Annotated in this window: 16 protein-coding genes; 9 read left to right on the top strand and 7 right to left on the bottom strand. The window is 66.6% G+C overall.

Features of this window, described 5'->3' with window-relative positions:
- Nucleotides 1-6 precede the first annotated feature (6 nt).
- The 5 genes from rpsA (at nt 7) to trpB (ending at nt 4,717) form a co-directional block, all read left to right on the top strand.
- Nucleotides 7-1,770, top strand: coding sequence for a 30S ribosomal protein S1 (gene rpsA, locus RSW2DRAFT_RS00385; protein WP_269629010.1), 1,764 nt, complete (start codon nt 7-9; stop codon nt 1,768-1,770).
- Nucleotides 1,771-1,971: 201 nt separating this feature from the next.
- Entirely contained in the window at nt 1,972-2,253 is a 282-nt protein-coding gene (ihfB, locus tag RSW2DRAFT_RS00380; RefSeq protein WP_008026902.1) for an integration host factor subunit beta, read from the top strand.
- A gap of 40 nt (nt 2,254-2,293) precedes the next feature.
- On the top strand, nt 2,294-2,659 hold the full coding sequence (locus RSW2DRAFT_RS00375; protein WP_008026900.1) for a LapA family protein: 366 nt from the start codon (nt 2,294-2,296) through the stop codon (nt 2,657-2,659).
- A 1-nt stretch (nt 2,660) separates the two neighbouring features.
- Nucleotides 2,661-3,302: a phosphoribosylanthranilate isomerase gene (locus RSW2DRAFT_RS00370; RefSeq protein WP_008026899.1), complete on the top strand. Its 642-nt coding sequence runs from the start codon at nt 2,661-2,663 to the stop codon at nt 3,300-3,302.
- A gap of 182 nt (nt 3,303-3,484) precedes the next feature.
- A complete protein-coding gene (gene trpB / locus RSW2DRAFT_RS00365; RefSeq protein WP_008026897.1) occupies nt 3,485-4,717 on the top strand; it encodes a tryptophan synthase subunit beta in 1,233 nt (410 codons plus the stop codon).
- Nucleotides 4,718-4,796: 79 nt separating this feature from the next.
- Here the strand turns inward: trpB and RSW2DRAFT_RS00360 are convergent, their stop codons facing one another.
- Genes RSW2DRAFT_RS00360 through pth form a run of 5 tightly spaced genes read right to left on the bottom strand, consistent with a single transcriptional unit; the run spans nt 4,797 to nt 8,132 of the window.
- The gene (locus RSW2DRAFT_RS00360; protein ID WP_008026895.1) at nt 4,797-5,165 is read right to left on the bottom strand and encodes a DUF2237 family protein; all 369 of its coding nucleotides are present in this window, start codon (nt 5,163-5,165) and stop codon (nt 4,797-4,799) included.
- A 9-nt stretch (nt 5,166-5,174) separates the two neighbouring features.
- Nucleotides 5,175-6,338, bottom strand: a complete 1,164-nt coding sequence (locus tag RSW2DRAFT_RS00355) for a serine hydrolase domain-containing protein (RefSeq protein ID WP_008026893.1) — start codon at nt 6,336-6,338, stop codon at nt 5,175-5,177.
- A 32-nt stretch (nt 6,339-6,370) separates the two neighbouring features.
- On the bottom strand, nt 6,371-7,132 hold the full coding sequence (locus tag RSW2DRAFT_RS00350; RefSeq protein ID WP_008026891.1) for a DUF2332 domain-containing protein: 762 nt from the start codon (nt 7,130-7,132) through the stop codon (nt 6,371-6,373).
- A complete protein-coding gene (locus RSW2DRAFT_RS18655; protein WP_008026889.1) occupies nt 7,099-7,428 on the bottom strand; it encodes a DUF2332 family protein in 330 nt (109 codons plus the stop codon). Before RSW2DRAFT_RS18655 ends, RSW2DRAFT_RS00350 begins: the two co-directional genes overlap by 34 nt.
- Entirely contained in the window at nt 7,425-8,132 is a 708-nt protein-coding gene (gene pth / locus RSW2DRAFT_RS00345) for an aminoacyl-tRNA hydrolase (protein WP_008026887.1), read from the bottom strand. The genes RSW2DRAFT_RS18655 and pth overlap by 4 nt, the downstream gene beginning before the upstream one ends.
- A gap of 132 nt (nt 8,133-8,264) precedes the next feature.
- On the opposite strand from pth, the gene RSW2DRAFT_RS00340 reads away from it, so the two are divergent.
- Nucleotides 8,265-9,263 carry a glycosyltransferase family 2 protein gene (locus RSW2DRAFT_RS00340; protein WP_040671360.1) on the top strand — a complete coding sequence of 333 codons (999 nt, stop codon included), beginning with the start codon at nt 8,265-8,267 and terminating at the stop codon, nt 9,261-9,263.
- 58 nt (nt 9,264-9,321) lie between these two features.
- Here the strand turns inward: RSW2DRAFT_RS00340 and RSW2DRAFT_RS00335 are convergent, their stop codons facing one another.
- On the bottom strand, nt 9,322-9,933 hold the full coding sequence (locus RSW2DRAFT_RS00335) for a 50S ribosomal protein L25/general stress protein Ctc (RefSeq protein ID WP_008026883.1): 612 nt from the start codon (nt 9,931-9,933) through the stop codon (nt 9,322-9,324).
- A gap of 188 nt (nt 9,934-10,121) precedes the next feature.
- Between RSW2DRAFT_RS00335 and RSW2DRAFT_RS00330 the strand changes: the two genes are divergently transcribed.
- Nucleotides 10,122-11,264 carry an MFS transporter gene (locus tag RSW2DRAFT_RS00330; RefSeq protein WP_008026881.1) on the top strand — a complete coding sequence of 381 codons (1,143 nt, stop codon included), beginning with the start codon at nt 10,122-10,124 and terminating at the stop codon, nt 11,262-11,264.
- Here the strand turns inward: RSW2DRAFT_RS00330 and RSW2DRAFT_RS00325 are convergent.
- A complete protein-coding gene (locus RSW2DRAFT_RS00325; RefSeq protein WP_008026880.1) occupies nt 11,261-12,712 on the bottom strand; it encodes a xylulokinase in 1,452 nt (483 codons plus the stop codon). The genes RSW2DRAFT_RS00330 and RSW2DRAFT_RS00325 overlap by 4 nt on opposite strands.
- Nucleotides 12,713-12,803: 91 nt before the next feature.
- On the opposite strand from RSW2DRAFT_RS00325, the gene RSW2DRAFT_RS00320 reads away from it, so the two are divergent.
- Together RSW2DRAFT_RS00320 and RSW2DRAFT_RS00315 are read left to right on the top strand one after the other, a co-directional pair.
- Complete coding sequence (locus RSW2DRAFT_RS00320; protein WP_008026878.1) at nt 12,804-13,742, top strand: substrate-binding domain-containing protein; 939 nt, start codon at nt 12,804-12,806, stop codon at nt 13,740-13,742.
- A 119-nt stretch (nt 13,743-13,861) separates the two neighbouring features.
- Nucleotides 13,862-15,361 carry a sugar ABC transporter ATP-binding protein gene (locus RSW2DRAFT_RS00315; protein ID WP_008026875.1) on the top strand — a complete coding sequence of 500 codons (1,500 nt, stop codon included), beginning with the start codon at nt 13,862-13,864 and terminating at the stop codon, nt 15,359-15,361.
- The last annotated feature ends 3 nt before the right edge of the window (nt 15,362-15,364 follow it).

The following is a 15,364-nucleotide window of genomic DNA, read 5'->3' as shown; positions in this document are numbered from 1 at the left end:
CCGGCGATGATTTCCTGCATCGGGCAGACAAGACCGGCGGAGCCAACCGCATGGCCAGTGAAAACGTATGAAAAGGATCAAAACTGCATGTGCGCTAAAGCTTCCATGGAAGAATTCGAAGCCCTGTTGAAGGAAAGCTTCGAGATTGACACCCCCGAGGAGGGGTCTGTTGTCAAAGGCCGGGTCATCGCGATTGAAGCGGGTCAGGCCATCATCGACGTCGGCTACAAGATGGAAGGCCGCGTCGATCTGAAAGAATTTGCCGATCTGTCGGGCAACGTCGAGATCGCCGTTGGCGACGAGGTCGAAGTGTATCTTGACCGCGTGGAAAACTCGCGCGGCGAAGCGCAGATCAGCCGCGACAAGGCCAAGCGCGAAGAAGCCTGGGACCGGCTGGAAAAAGCCTATGCCGACGAAACCCGCGTCGATGGCGCGATCTTCGGGCGGGTCAAGGGCGGCTTTACCGTCGATCTGGGCGGCGCCGTGGCGTTCCTTCCCGGTTCGCAGGTCGATGTGCGTCCGGTGCGTGATGCGGGCCCGCTGATGGGCATGAAGCAGCCGTTCCAGATTTTGAAGATGGACCGTCGCCGTGGCAACATCGTGGTGTCGCGCCGCGCCATTCTGGAAGAAAGCCGTGCCGAGCAGCGCGCCGAAGTCATCGGCAACCTGACCGAAGGCCAGTCGATCGACGGCGTGGTCAAGAACATCACCGAATACGGTGCGTTCGTTGACTTGGGCGGCGTGGACGGCTTGCTGCACGTCACCGACATGGCCTGGCGCCGCGTCAACCATCCGTCGGAGATCCTGGCGATTGGCGAGACCGTCAAGGTTCAGGTCATCAAGATCAACAAGGACACCCACCGCATCAGCCTCGGGATGAAGCAACTGCAATCCGATCCGTGGGATGCCGTTGAAACCGCCTATCCGCTTCATTCGGTGCACAAGGGCCGTGTCACCAACATCACCGACTACGGCGCGTTCGTGGAACTGGAGCCGGGCGTCGAAGGCCTGGTGCACGTTTCCGAAATGTCATGGACCAAGAAAAACGTCCACCCCGGCAAGATCGTCTCGACCAGCCAGGAAGTCGACGTCATGGTTCTGGAAATCGACAGCGCCAAGCGTCGGGTTTCCCTCGGCCTCAAGCAGACCCAGCGCAACCCGTGGGAAGTGTTTGCCGAGAACCATCCGGTCGGCTCGTCGATCGAAGGCGAAGTCAAGAACATCACCGAATTCGGTCTGTTCATTGGCCTCGACAACGACATCGACGGCATGGTCCATTTGTCGGACCTGTCGTGGGATCAGCGCGGCGAAGACGCCATCCAGAACTACCGCAAGGGCGATACGGTCAAGGCCGCCGTCACGGAAGTGGATGTGGAAAAAGAGCGGATCTCGCTGTCGGTCAAGGCACTTGGCGACGATACCTTCTCGGATGCCGTTGACGGCGTGAAGCGTGGCTCGGTGATCACCTGCAACGTGACTGCCATCGAAGAAGGCGGCATCGAGGTCGATTACAACGGCATGAAGGCTTTCATCCGTCGCAGCGACCTCAGCCGCGACCGTGCCGACCAGCGCCCCGAGCGTTTCCAGGTCGGTGACAAGGTCGATGCCCGCGTCACCAACGTCGACAGCAAGACCCGCCGTCTGGGCCTTTCGATCAAGGCGAAAGAGATCGCCGAAGAGAAAGAGGCCGTCGAACAGTATGGTTCGTCCGATTCGGGCGCCTCGCTGGGCGACATCCTTGGTGCGGCGCTGAAAGGCGACAAGAACTGATCCATCGCCCCGGCAATGGCCCCGGCAATGGAACGCAGGCCCTGCTGAAAGGCGGGGCCTGTTGCATTTCACCGCCCCTACGCGCTAACTGGCCGCTGGGGCATGACTTTTCCTGTTTGTGTGCTGAAATTTTATGCCTATAGTCGAGTGAACAGGAAAACGTGGCCCGGGCTGCAAGGCGCCACAGGGGGGATACTTCGGATGATCCGTTCGGAACTGATCCAGAAAATCGCGGACGAGAACCCGCATCTGACGCAACGCCATGTCGAGCGCATCGTGAATACGGTGTTCGAAGAGATCATCGAGGCGTTGGCCAAGGGTGACCGGGTCGAACTGCGCGGTTTCGGCGCATTCTCGGTCAAGGCCCGCGATGCCAGAGTGGGGCGCAACCCGCGGACCGGCGAGGCGGTCGAGGTTGAGGACAAGAAAGTGCCGTTCTTCAAGACCGGCAAACTGCTGCGGGACCGTCTGAACAGCAAGTGACGGGTGCCAGCGGCCCAACGGGGGCGATGCGGAACCGATGATGAGATTGTTGCGCTATGCGTTTCTCGCCGTGGTGGCGATCGTTCTGGTGACGGTGGCCATGGCCAATCGCGGGCCGGTGCCGGTAACGGCGCTGCCGCCCGATATCGCTGATGTGCTGGGCCGCAACTGGTCGCTGGAACTTCCGCTGTATCTGGTGATCTTTGCCGGTATGGTGGTGGGCCTCTTGATCGGTTTTGTGCTGGAATGGTTCCGCGAGCACAAGTTCCGCTCGCGCGCCAATGCCAAGACCCGCGAGGCCGCCCGGCTGGAGCGTGAATTGTCGCAGGTGCGGGGCGGCACCGCCAAGCCCGCCGTGCAGGACGAGGTGTTGACGCTGCTGTCGGGCCAGCGCAAGGCCAGCTGACTTGGCCGAAATCCGCGTGAAAATCTGCGGTCTGCGGACCGAAGCCGATGTGGCGGCTGCCGCTTCGGCAGGGGTGGCCTATATCGGCCTCGTGTTCTTCGCCAAGTCACCGCGCAACCTTGAACTGCCGCAGGCGCGTCTGCTGGCACTGGCGGCCCCGGTCGGGCTGGCCAAGGTGGCGCTGACCGTCGATGCCGATGACGCGACGCTGGACGCCATCACCGAGGCGATGCCGCTGGACATGCTGCAACTGCACGGGCACGAATCGCCCGACCGCGTGGCCGAAGTGCGCGCCCGCTATGGCCTGCCGGTGATGAAGGCGGTGGGCGTGGCCGATGAGGGCGACCTTGCGGCGACCTTCGACTATTCGCTGGTGGCCGACCAGTTGCTGATCGACGCCAAACCGCCCAAAGACGCCGCCCTGCCCGGCGGCAATGGTCTGGCCTTCGACTGGCGGCTGGTCGCCCAACGCCGCTGGCTGCGGCCCTGGATGCTGGCGGGTGGCCTGACTCCGGAAAACGTCGCCGAGGCGATAAGGCTGACCAATGCGCGGCAGGTCGATGTGTCCTCGGGCGTGGAAAGTGCGCCAGGCATCAAGGACCATGCCCGCATGGCAGCCTTCGTGCGCACCGCCCGGGTCTGACGCCTTTTCAATTCTTCTCTGGAAAAATATCCCCGCCGGAGGCACCCGGCCCATCCGCAGGAGCCTCCGGCGGGGATATTTGAGAACAGATGATGCACGAGGTCGGCCGGTTGCGCGATGTGGTTTTCTTCGCCCCGGCCTTGCGATAGACACGGGCGCAACGCATTCAGGGGATGACCAGCATGGCCGACGCTTCGATCAACAGCTACATGACCGGCCCGGACGAGCAGGGGCGGTTCGGCCTGTTCGGCGGGCGGTTCGTTTCGGAAACCCTGATGCCGCTGATCCTCGATCTGGAGGCGCGCTATGAATTTGCCAAGACCGACCCGACCTTCTGGGCCGAGATGGACTGGCTGTGGAAGCACTACGTCGGTCGCCCCAGCCCGCTGTATTATGCCGAGCGGCTGACCAAGCATCTCGGCGGCGCGAAAATCTACCTCAAGCGCGACGAGTTGAACCACACCGGCGCGCACAAGATCAACAACGTGCTGGGGCAGATCATTCTGGCCCGCCGCATGGGCAAGACCCGGATCATCGCCGAAACCGGCGCGGGGCAGCATGGGGTGGCGACGGCCACGGTCTGCGCCAAGTTCGGGCTGCAATGCGTGGTTTACATGGGCGCGCATGATGTCGAACGCCAGGCGCCCAACGTCTTCCGCATGCGGCTTTTGGGCGCCGAGGTGATCCCCGTAACCTCGGGCCGCGGCACGCTGAAGGATGCGATGAACGACGCGCTGCGCGACTGGGTGACCAATGTGCGCGACACCTTCTATTGCATCGGCACGGTGGCGGGGCCACATCCCTATCCGGCGATGGTGCGCGATTTCCAATCCATCATCGGCAAGGAAGTGCGCTGGCAACTGGCCGAACAGGAAGGCGCGGGTCGCCTGCCCGACACGCTGATTGCGGCCATCGGCGGCGGGTCGAACGCCATGGGGCTGTTCTATCCGTTCCTCGATGACCCGTCGGTGAACATCATCGGCGTCGAGGCGGGGGGCAAGGGCGTCGATGACCGGATGCAGCATTGCGCGTCCCTGACCGGCGGTCGCCCTGGCGTGCTGCATGGCAACCGCACCTATCTGTTGCAGGACGATGACGGGCAGATTCTGGAAGGGTTCTCGATTTCCGCGGGCCTCGATTACCCCGGCATCGGGCCGGAACATTCCTGGCTGCACGACACCGGGCGGGCGAAATACGTCAGCATCACCGATGCCGAGGCGCTGGAGGCGTTTCAGTTGTCGTGCAAGCTGGAGGGCATCATCCCGGCGCTGGAGCCGAGCCATGCCCTTGCGCATGTGATGAAGATCGCCCCCACCCTGCCGCACGACCATATCATCGTGATGAACATGTGTGGCCGGGGCGACAAGGACATCTTCACGGTGGCCAAGCACCTTGGCTTTGACATGAAGATCTGAGCGGGCGCTCTTCAAGCCCTGACGGCCTTTCATCGCTTTCTGCCAGCGAAGAAGCCTGTCAGGGCTGATGAGCGGGCGGTCAGTCGGTCGCGTAAAGCCGCAGCACCTCCAGCGGCACCACGTCCAGCGTGCGGGCATGGGTGGCGGTAAGGTTGACCTGCGGCGCCGCCCCCTCGTCATGCGCTTGCAGAAACCGCCCCGCGCACAGGCACCAGCGGTCGCCGGGTTTCAGCCCGGCAAAGCCGTATTCGGGGTGCGGCGTGGACAGGTCGTTGCCAAGGTATTTCGACAGCGCCAGAAATTCCGCCGTCATCACCGCGCAGACCGTGTGCTGCCCACGGTCCGACGGGCCGGTATCGCAGCAGCCGTTGCGGAAAAATCCGGTCAGCGGTGTGGTCGAGCAGGGCTGCAACACGCCGCCAAGCACGTTCACCGAGGGGTCTTGCATGGGGTTCTCCTACAGGCTGTTGGCGATTGCACGAAACATCGCGACGTTGGCTTCGGCAACACCGGGGGCGGTAAAGCCGCGGTCGGCGGCATTGACCGCAATCACCACGCCCAGGCCACGGTTGACGTATATATACTGGCCATAGACGCCGCGCGCCATGAACTCGCCCGGGGCGGCCCCTTCGGGCACCCACCACTGGAAGCCATAGCCGATGGCACCGGAGGCTGTCGGGGCCGTGGCCTTGGTCGAAGCCTCCACCCAGTCGGCGGGCACGATCTGCTGGCCGTTTGCTGCGCCTCCATTGGCGAACAGCAGGCCGAAACGGGCGTAATCGCGGGTGATCAGGTTCAGCCCGCCCAGCACGAAAGCCTGCCTTAGCCCGTCGGTGACGTAATAGGGTGCCACCTCCAGCCCCAGCGGCACCAGCAGCTTTTCCGACATGAGGTCGGGGATCTCGCGCCCGGTTGCACCGCGGATCACCATGCCCAGCACATGCGTGTCGATCGAGACATATTGCCAGGCCGTGCCGGGTGGTGCGCTGCGTTCGCTTAGACCGGCGGCAAAGTCGTCCAGCGAGCCGCCCAAGCCGATGACCCTGCCCATCTTGTTGATATCGCTGAAGAACGCCAGGTAATCCTCGTCAAACTTCACCCCCGAGGCCATGTTCAGCACGTTGCGGATGCTGGCGCCTTCGTAGGCCGAGCCGACCAGTTGCGGCGCGTATTTCGTCACCGGATCGTCGAGGCTGGCAATCTTGCCCTCGGCCAGTTCGATCCCCAGCAGCGCCGACAGAAAGCTTTTCGCCACCGACCACGAGATGCGCCGGTCCAGCGGCCCGGTGCCGAGGTAATAGCTTTCATGCACTAACTGGCCGCCTTTCAGCACCACCAGCGCGGTGATCGCCCGGTCTGCCACCCAGGCGTCGGTTTCGGCGGGCAGCGTCGCGGCCGGGCCGGGGGGCAGCGGCAAAGGCGCTGTGGTGCCAATGTACAGCGGCACCGACAGGAAGGCCGCGTCCATGTGGCTGAAGTTCTGCACGATGCGGTCGGGTTCGAACAGCGTCATTACCGCGTAAAGCCGGGTGACCTCTTCGCGTTTCCAGAAGGCAACGCCGGCCGTCACCACGGCCAGCAGCAGAACCAGTCGCAGCAGGCGACCGAGCAGTTTCGGCATCGGACAAACCTCGTTTGGGTCAGCCCAAGGGATCACGGCACCGCGTTTGGCGCAAGCCCCGCGTCATGTGGCGGCGCTTGCCAGTCGAGCCAGCGGCCATGGAAATCGGCCCGGCCAAGGGCGATCTGGCGGTCTTCCGGCCAGAGGTGCAGCGTCAGCGCGGCACTTCCCGGGGTGGCATCGGCCTCCATCGCCAGATGCGCCAGCGGTGCGGCGGCTGTGGCGCGGGCACCGGCTGCGGCCAGCATCGCCGTGCCGCGCGCCTGCGCTGCCGCGGGGAAATACTGCCAGGCGACAGTGTGAAAGATCAGGTGCAGCGCGCCCGGGCGCGGCGTGGCCAGCCGGGTTTGCAGCCAGTCCACCGCATCGGCGCGCTCGATCTGCGGCCGCAGTCGGGCCACGGCGTGCAGCGCCCGGTCCATCCGGGTCAGCCGGTCGGCCCAGACATAGGCCAGCAGCCGCAGCCGGTCGCGCTCGGGGTCCAGCGGGTTCAGGTCCACCCCGGCGCGGGCAATCACCTTTGGCGGGGTGGCCCGCGGCAGCGGCCCGTGCCAGTCGGGCGACAGGGTCAGCGCCGGATCGGCCGGGCCAAGCGTCCGCCCCGGCAGCGCCAGCGCGTAGGCATCCCAGATCAGGTTGACCCCGGCGCTGGCCCCCAGTTCCGAAAGCACCAGCGGCAGGTGGTAACGCGCCGTCAGCCAATGGGCGGCAGCGATTAGAACGGCGGACCGGCGCGGCTCGTTGGTTTGCGGCGGGCGGGTCAGCCAGTCCAGCAGGAAGGCCTGTTGGTGCAAAAGTGCGGCCTGCACGGCGGGCCAGAGGTCGGTTTCTGGCGTGGCCTAGGCGGGGACCAATCGGCGTCGCGCTGCAACAGCACCAGCGCGTGCAACCCTGCCGCCAGCCGCAGCGCCAGCGCATCGCCGCGGGTGGTCGGGTCGCCGGGCGAGCCCAGGATGTGGTCGGACAGTGGCGTGCCGGGGGCAAGATGATTGGTCAGCAGCCGCAGCAGCCGGGCGGCAAAGGGCGATCCGTGATTTTCGCAAGCCATGGCCTGCGCCCGAAAACTGTCCAGCACCGCGGCGGCGCTCATCGGAAGCGGTCGGTCAGGCGTTGCAGCGGGGTGCGGGTGTCGGCGGGCTCGATTGTCGGGGCGGGGGCGGGCGCGGCCTCACCAAGTGAGGCCGCGCCCGCCCGTTGCCGATCCGCAGCACCGCTGGAAACCCGCGGCGGGGCGGTGCGCAGCGCCAAGGCATTCAGGAAGCGCGCGCCGTCGCCTGCGGCCAGCAGGGCAGCACCGTCCGAGATGCCGTGCAGCAAATCCTCCAGCCAGTCCGCATCAGCCTTGGCGAAATCGTTCAGCACATAGGCCGCCACCGCATCCTTGTGCCCCGGATGGCCGATGCCCAGCCGCACCCGGCCGTAAGCCTCGCCGATATGGGCGTGGATCGAGCGCAGGCCGTTGTGGCCGGCATGGCCGCCGCCCTGTTTCACCCGCGCCTTGCCGGGGGCGAGGTCAAGCTCGTCGTGGAACACCACCAGATCGGCGGGCGTCAGCTTGTAGAACCGCAGCGCCTCGGCCACCGACTGGCCCGACAGGTTCATGAAGGTGGCGGGTTTCAGCAGCACCAGCTTTTCACCGCCCAAGCTGCCCTCGGCGGCCAGCCCCTGAAACCGCGACCGCCAGGGGCCAAAGCCGTGGTCGGCGGCGATCCGGTCCACCGCCATGAAGCCGATGTTGTGCCGGTTGCCCGCGTATTTCGCGCCGGGGTTGCCGAGGCCTGCGAAGAGTTTCATGCCGGTCTTTCCGCCGTTGCGTGTAAGGCCAGTTTCGCCGATGCAGCCCCCCCAGCGCAAGGGCTTGCGGCGCTTGACGTAAGCTGCGGCCCGGCGCAGGCTGGCGGCTGGTTTGGTAACGGTGGCAGGGCCTTGCGGTACACGGTTGTCTGTTCGATGCGCAACGAGGGGCCGTTCCTGCTGGAATGGGTGTGCTGGTATCGGCAGATCGGTTTCACCGACATCGTGGTGGTGACCAACGATTGCACCGACCATTCGCCCGACCTGCTGGACGCATTGCAATCGGCGGGCTGGGTCACGCATCTGCGTTGCGACGTGCCGGCGGGGCAAAGGATCACCCCGCGCAAGCTAAAGGCAGCCAAGCTGCATCCGGCAGTGGCGGGGGCTGACTGGCTGCTGGTCTGCGATGTTGACGAGTTTCTGGTGATCCACAGCGGCGAAGGCCGGATCAGCGATCTGTTGCCCACGGCCGATCCGGGGTTTCTGGCGATGGCGATCAACTGGAAGGTGTTCGGCACCGGCGGGCGGCAGAACTGGGCCGAGGGGCTGGTGCACCGGCAGTTTCAACGGGCGGGGCTGCTGGCCGACCCGATCTCGCGCTGGGTCAAGGTGCTGCACCGCCAGCCGGGCTGGTTTGGCGCGCTGGGCGAACACGGGCCGAAGAGGCTTGCCCCTGCGAAGGTCGGCGCCCCCGGTTGTGGCATGGTGAATTGCGATGGTGTGGCGGTGCCCGACTGGCCTCCCGCTGGCACCGGCTATCTGCGCAAGCTGCCAAGGGCGCTGGCCAGCCATACGGCGGCGCAGATGAACCACTACATGCTGCGCAGCGAGGAAAGCTTTGCGCTGAAGCGCGGCACGCTGTCGCCGGTGTCGCTGAGCGACCGTTACAACGACAGCTACTACAATTCCACCAACCGCAACGAACAGCGCGACGCCGCGGCGCTGCGGCAGGCCGCGGTCTTTGATGCGGTGCACGCGCAGGCGATGGCGCTGCCGGGAGTGGCGCTTCTGCACCAGCATTGCTGTCTGGATTATCTGGCGCAGCTTTGTGCCAAGGCCGGGCGGCCGGTGGCCGACGACCCGCGCCACGCCTATCACCTGCGGGCGATGCTGGAGGGGCCAGCGGCATAGCAAAAGGCGCGGGAGGTTGCCCTGCCCGCGCCTTTCGCTTGATGTCGTTGAAACCCGATCAGGCTTCGGCTTCTTCGCCTTCGTTGTCCGACGAGCGCAGACCCGAGGGCGCCGAGATGTTGGCGATCACGAAGTTGCGGTCGATGGTCGGGGCGGCGCCTTCCGGCAGCACCACGTCCTGGATGTGGATCACGTCACCGATGTTGCGGCCCGCGAGGTCAACCGTGATGTGATCGGGAATATCGCCCGCGGTCACTTCCAGTTCGACTTCCGGCCGCACCACCACCAGCGCGCCACCGCGTTTCAGGCCCGGCGAGGCTTCGTGGTTGATGAAGGTCACATGGATGAACAGGTTCACCCGGCTGGCCTGATGCAGGCGCATGAAATCGACATGCGTCGGCAGGTCTTTCACCACGTCGCGCTGCACGCCACGGCAGATCACGCGCACGTCGTCCTGACCCTCGATCTTGAGGTTGAACAGGGTTTGCAGGAAGCGGCCGGCCTTCAGGCGCTTCAGCAGGGTGTAGTATTTCACGTTGATGGCCTGCGGCTCTTTGCCGTCGCCATAAACGATGCCGGGTACGTAGCCCTCACGACGAGCTTGACGGGCGGCCCCCTTGCCTGTCCCCATCCGTACCTCGACGCTAAGATCCGGGATCTTACCAGTCATAGAGGTTCTCCATTGTTAATAAGTCCGCCATCCTCCAAGGGTGCATGGCGCGACCGGGGGGCATTAGCCCAGTTCGCCGCGAAAGGAAAGCGGGAATCGGTGTCGCCGCCGTTCCGGCGCGTGTCGGGGGCAGGCTTGCCGGTCTGATGGGCGCGGGGTAGGTGTCTGCCTTCACGCCGGAGCCCTTCATGCGCCTTTCGTCCACCCTTGTTGTCGCCCGTCCGGCGCTGGCGGCTTTTGCCGCCATGGGCGTGCTATGGGGCAGCTTTGCGGCGGTGTTGCCCGACACCAAGGCGATGCTGGGGATCAACGAGGCGACGCTGGGTCTGCTGATGCTGGCAGCCCCGGTGGCAGCGGTTTCTGCAATGCTGGCAGCGCCTTTTACCGCCGGGGTGCTGGGGCGGCTGGCGCTGCCTTTGGGGATGCTGGCGATGGCTGGCGCGTTCTTTCTGCCGGGGCAGGCGGCGGTTTTGTGGGTGTTCGCGCTGAGCATGGCGGCTTGTGGTGCCAGCACCGGCACGCTGGACGTGCTGATGAACGCGCGCGTCGCGGCACTGGAAAACGATCGCGGCATCCATCTGATGAACCTGTGCCACGCCGCCTATTCGCTGGGCTATGCCGCGGGGGCGCTGGCCACCGGTCTTGCCCGTGGTGCGGGGTGGACGCCGGGCATGGTGCTGGGGGCGGCGGCGGCGGTTTCGGTGGGGTTGGCGTTGCTGGCCTATGAGCGCGATGGCCGGATTGTCGGGTTGAAGAAACCCAAGGGCGAAAAGGTGGCCGGTCTGGGCGTGGTGCCGCTGATCGGCGGGGCGATTGTGCTGATCGCCTTCCTGTCGGAAAACGCCGCCGAGAACTGGTCGGCTTTGCATATCGAAAAGACCCTTGGCGGCAGCCCGACGCAGGGCAGTCTGGGGCCTGCGGTGATGGCGCTGACCATGGGGCTGGCGCGGCTGGCGGGGCAGGGGCTGCTGTCGCGCATCTCGGCGCGGATGCTGCTGACCGGCGGGGCGCTGCTGGCGGCGTTCGGGGCGCTGGTGGCGGCGGCGGCGACAGGGCCAGCGATGGCCTATGCCGGGTTCATCGTGCTGGGGCTGGGGGCCTCGGTCGTCGCGCCGACGGCGTTTTCACTGGTGGGGCAGATGGCGGCGCCCGAGGCGCGGGCGCGGGCGGTGGCGCGGGCCACGGTGCTGGGGTATTTCGGCTATTTCTTCGGGCCGCCGACACTGGGCTTCATTGCGGGCGCCTTTGGCCTGCGCGCGGCCTTCGGCTTTGCCGCTCTGGCCTTGCTCGTGGTGGTGGCACTGGCGCCGATGATGACGCGGGCCCGTTAGGCCAAGCCTGCGTTGATCGGGCGCATCTGCTGGTAAAGCTGCTGCCAGAGCGCAAAGCGTGCTTCGGCCAGCTTTGCCGCCTGCGGGTCGGGCACAAAACGCCGATCCTCCAGCACCAGCCGCTGCGCTGCCTGCGCCAGATCGGGCATCAGGCCGCTGCCCACCCCGGCCATCACCGCCGCGCCAACTGCTCCGGGGTCGCTGCCCTGCATGCGGATCAACACGCGGCCCAAGGCATCGGCGCGGATCTGGCACCAGCGGTCTGACGCCGCCCCGCCGCCACCGCAGCGCAGTCTTTCCGGCACCACGCCACCCGAGCGTTGCAACGCCTCCAACGCCAGCCTTGCCGAAAACGCCACCCCCTCCAGCACCGCCGCCGCCATCTCGGCAGGCCCCGTTCCCGAGGTCAGCCCGGCAAAGGCGCCGCGCGCCTGCGCATCCCAGATGGGCGCGCGTTCGCCTGAAAGATGCGGCAGAAACAGCGGGCTTTGCGCGGTGATCGGCGCGGCCATCGCCGCCAGTTCCGCCTCGGGCCTGCCCAACAGCCGCGACAGCCAGCCCAGCGAGGCGCCACCGCCTTGGGTCGGCCCGGCATGCAGGGTGATGCCGGACCACGGCGCAAAGGTGATCACCCCCGGCTCGGCGGTCACCATGTCCGAGATCAGCCCCAGCACCTCGCTGGTGCCGCTCAGATACATCGCCTGGCCTTCAGCGACGACACCCAGCCCGAACATGCTGGCCCAGGCGTCCATGGTGCCCAAGACCAGCGGCACCCCGGCGCAGGGAAAGCCCTTGCCGATCTGCCCCACCACCGCCAACGGATCGGCCAATGGCGGCAACCGCCCCGCCGCCCCCGGCACAAGCGCAATCAGCGCCGCGGCATAGGTCAGATCGGTGCCCACCAGCCCCACCGCCGAGATCGGATCGCTGACCACCCGCCCGCACAGCCGCGCCAGCACGAAATCGCGCGGCAGCAAGACATGCGCGGTCTGCGCCCAAAGCTCGGGATGCGCGTCGGCCATCCACCCCATCCGCGCCAGCGCGTGACTGGCATCCACCGGGATCGGCGCGCCCAGCCAGCCGATCTTTTCCGCCGCCGAAATCCCGGCATCAATCGCCACCCCGGCACCTGCCGCCCGGCCATCCTGCCAGACCAGCGCCGGGTGCAATACCGCAAGGGCGGCATCGACAAAAACATGGGTATTGACCTGCGAAGTCAGACAGATCGCCCGCAGATCCCCGCGTGCGGGGTGACGGTCGAAATCGGTTAATGCCGCCAGCACCAGCCGCAACCAGTCGGCGGGGTCCTGCTCGGCCAGCCCGGCTGCGGGGTGCGACGTGGGGTAACGTGCGCAGCTCTCCGCCAGCCGCTGCCCGTCGGTGCCGATCATCACCGCCTTGACCGAGGTCGTGCCGATGTCGATGCCGATCAGGGTCTGCCGGGACATATCGCTGCTCTCACGCAAATTGCTGGACGCGGGCAGACTGGCCTGCCAAAGATTGCCCCGCAAGCAAATTGTCCCCAGGGGAGAACGGTCCATGGCACTTCAGTTCACACGGCGCGCGGCGATCATGGCGGCCGGTTTCGCCGCCCTTTCGGCCAGCATGGCTGTGGCGCAGGGCGAGAAGGTGGCGCTGATCACGCCCTACCTCGCGCAGCCCGGCACCCAGTTCTATGTCGAGGCGTTTCAGGCCCGTGCCGCCGAATTGGGCTGGGAAGTCAACGTGATCGACACCGCGGGCGACGTGGCGGCGGTGATCGCGCGGATGGAGGATGTGACGACGCAAGGCGTCAGTGCCATCGTGATCAACGTCGATCCGGCACAGGTGGGGGCGGGGTTGGCCGCGGCTGCGGCGGCCAACATTCCGGTGATCGGCATGGACGCCGGAACCGACCCGCTGGTGCGCGCCAATGTCACCTCGAACGGCTATGCGATGGCCGCCGAAACCGCGGTCTATGTCGCCAATCGCATCGCGGGCGCGGGCAATGTGGTGATGTTCACCTTCGACGCCTTCCCGCCGGTGCAGGTGCGCGGCGTGGTGGCCGATGCGGTGTTCGCCAACTTCCCCGACATCAAGGTGTTGGACCGCATCACTCCCAACGTCGATGACGGCGGCATCGCCGACAGCCGCGCCAAGATGGAGGCGATCCTGGCCGCCAACCCCGAGCCGGGCAGCATCAAGGCGGTCTGGGCGGCGTGGGACCAGCCTGCCCTGGGTGCCTTGCAGGCGATCGAGGCGGCGGGGCGTGGCGGTGAAGGCATCGTGATCACCGGTATCGACGCCAATCCGCAGGCGCGCGACGCCATCGCCGCGGGCGGCAATTTCGAAGCCTCGGTGGCGCAGGACTTTGCCGGTATTGGCCGCACCACCGCCGACACCGTTGCGCGCGTGCTGGCGGGCGAGGTGCTGCGGCAGAACGTGGTCTATGTGCCGACCGTGCTGATCACCGCGGCCAATGTGAAGGACGCGAAATAAGGCCTTTCGGCTTCATCTTTGCGAAAATATCCCCGCCGGAGGCTCCTGCCGATGGGCTGGGTGCCTCCGGCGGGGATATTTGAGCAAAGGTGAATGCGAAGCCGGTTTCTGGTTTGCCCATGCCCCAATTGAGCCTTTCCGGTCTGGTCAAGACCTATGGTGCGGCGCGTGCGCTGGACGGTGCGGGGCTGGTGCTGCGCGGCGGCGAAGTGCATGCGCTGATGGGGGAAAACGGTGCCGGGAAAAGCACGCTGATCCGGATTCTGGCGGGGCTGGAACGGGCGGATGCGGGCGAGATTTTGCTGGACGGCCGGGTGCTGACGCTGGGCAGTCCGGCGGCGGCCGAGGCGGCGGGGCTGCGGTTCCTGCATCAGGAATTGCAGGTGGTGCCGGGCTTGTCGGTGGCCGAGAACATGCATCTGGCGCGGGACTATCCGACACGGTTCGGGCTGGTGGACTGGCGGGCGCTGCATCTTGCGGCCGAGGCGGCGTTGCAGCGGCTGGGGGTCGGACATATCGGTGCCCGGGTGCCGATGGCGCGGCTGGGGCCGGGCGATCAGATGCTGGTGCGGATTGCCGCGACCTTGCTGCAAGGTTCGGGGCCTGCGCCCTGGCTTTATGTGCTGGACGAGCCGACCGCGGCGCTGACCGGGGCCGAGGCCGCGCGGTTGTTTACGGCGATTGCGCGGTTGAAGGCGGCGGGGGCGGGGGTCTTGTATGTCTCGCACCGGATGGACGAGGTGTTGGCACTGGCCGACCGGGTGACGGTGCTGCGCGACGGCGCGCATACCAGCACCGAGGCGCGGGCCGACACCGATCAGGCGCGGCTAATCCATGCGATGACCGGGCGTGAATTGAGCGACATGTATCCGGCGCGACAGACGGCGGCTTTGGGGCCGGTGCTGCTGTCGGTGCGGGGGTTGGCGGCGGCTGGGCTGGCGTCGCTGGACCTTGATCTGCGGGCGGGCGAGGTGGTGGGGCTGGCGGGCCTTGCCGGATCGGGGCGCAACGCGGCGTTGAAGGCGCTGATCGGGGCGGTGGCGCGGCGGGGGCGGGTGGAACTGGCGGGGGCGGCACTGGCGGTCACTCCGGCGGGCACCTGGGCGCAGGGGCTGGCTTACGTTCCGCGCGAGCGGCGGGCCGAGGGGGTGATGTTGCTGCGGGCGCTGGCGGAAACCGTCAGCTTGCCACACTTGGGCGCGTTGTCGCGGCTGGGGTTTCTGGACCGGCGGGCCGAACGCGGTGCGGTGGCGGCACGCGGGGCCGAGGTGCGGCTGAAGGCGCGGGGGCCGGGGCAGCCGGTGGGGCAGTTGAGCGGTGGCAATCAGCAGAAGGTGCTGTTCGCCCGTGCCTTGCTGGGGCGGCCGAAGGTGCTGCTGCTGGACGAGCCGACCCGTGGCGTCGATGTGGGCGCGAAGTTCGATATCTACAGCCTGATCCGGGGCCTCAGCGCGCAGGGGGTGGCGGTGCTGATCGCCTCGTCCGACCTGCCGGAACTGATTGGCCTTTGCGACCGGATTGCGGTTTTGCATGGCGGCGTGCATACGCAGACCCTGGCCGCCGAAGGGTTGACCGAGGCGGAACTGCTGGCCCGCTGCTATGAAAGCCCGACCCGATGAGGA

It is taken from the genome of Rhodobacter ferrooxidans, assembly GCF_000176015.1.
Taxonomy (GTDB): domain Bacteria; phylum Pseudomonadota; class Alphaproteobacteria; order Rhodobacterales; family Rhodobacteraceae; genus Pseudorhodobacter_B; species Pseudorhodobacter_B ferrooxidans.
This window is presented reverse-complemented; position numbering and strand designations above follow the sequence as displayed.

Coding starts and splice junctions, on each gene's coding strand:
- rpsA (WP_269629010.1), top strand. CDS start 7: ATGATTTCCTGCATCGGGCAGACAAGACCGGCGGAGCCAACCGCATGG.
- ihfB (WP_008026902.1), top strand. CDS start 1,972: ATGATCCGTTCGGAACTGATCCAGAAAATCGCGGACGAGAACCCGCAT.
- RSW2DRAFT_RS00375 (WP_008026900.1), top strand. CDS start 2,294: ATGAGATTGTTGCGCTATGCGTTTCTCGCCGTGGTGGCGATCGTTCTG.
- trpB (WP_008026897.1), top strand. CDS start 3,485: ATGGCCGACGCTTCGATCAACAGCTACATGACCGGCCCGGACGAGCAG.
- RSW2DRAFT_RS00360 (WP_008026895.1), bottom strand. CDS start 5,165: ATGCAAGACCCCTCGGTGAACGTGCTTGGCGGCGTGTTGCAGCCCTGC.
- RSW2DRAFT_RS00355 (WP_008026893.1), bottom strand. CDS start 6,338: ATGCCGAAACTGCTCGGTCGCCTGCTGCGACTGGTTCTGCTGCTGGCC.
- RSW2DRAFT_RS18655 (WP_008026889.1), bottom strand. CDS start 7,428: ATGAGCGCCGCCGCGGTGCTGGACAGTTTTCGGGCGCAGGCCATGGCT.
- pth (WP_008026887.1), bottom strand. CDS start 8,132: ATGAAACTCTTCGCAGGCCTCGGCAACCCCGGCGCGAAATACGCGGGC.
- RSW2DRAFT_RS00335 (WP_008026883.1), bottom strand. CDS start 9,933: ATGACTGGTAAGATCCCGGATCTTAGCGTCGAGGTACGGATGGGGACA.
- RSW2DRAFT_RS00330 (WP_008026881.1), top strand. CDS start 10,122: ATGCGCCTTTCGTCCACCCTTGTTGTCGCCCGTCCGGCGCTGGCGGCT.
- RSW2DRAFT_RS00325 (WP_008026880.1), bottom strand. CDS start 12,712: ATGTCCCGGCAGACCCTGATCGGCATCGACATCGGCACGACCTCGGTC.
- RSW2DRAFT_RS00320 (WP_008026878.1), top strand. CDS start 12,804: ATGGCACTTCAGTTCACACGGCGCGCGGCGATCATGGCGGCCGGTTTC.
- RSW2DRAFT_RS00315 (WP_008026875.1), top strand. CDS start 13,862: ATGCCCCAATTGAGCCTTTCCGGTCTGGTCAAGACCTATGGTGCGGCG.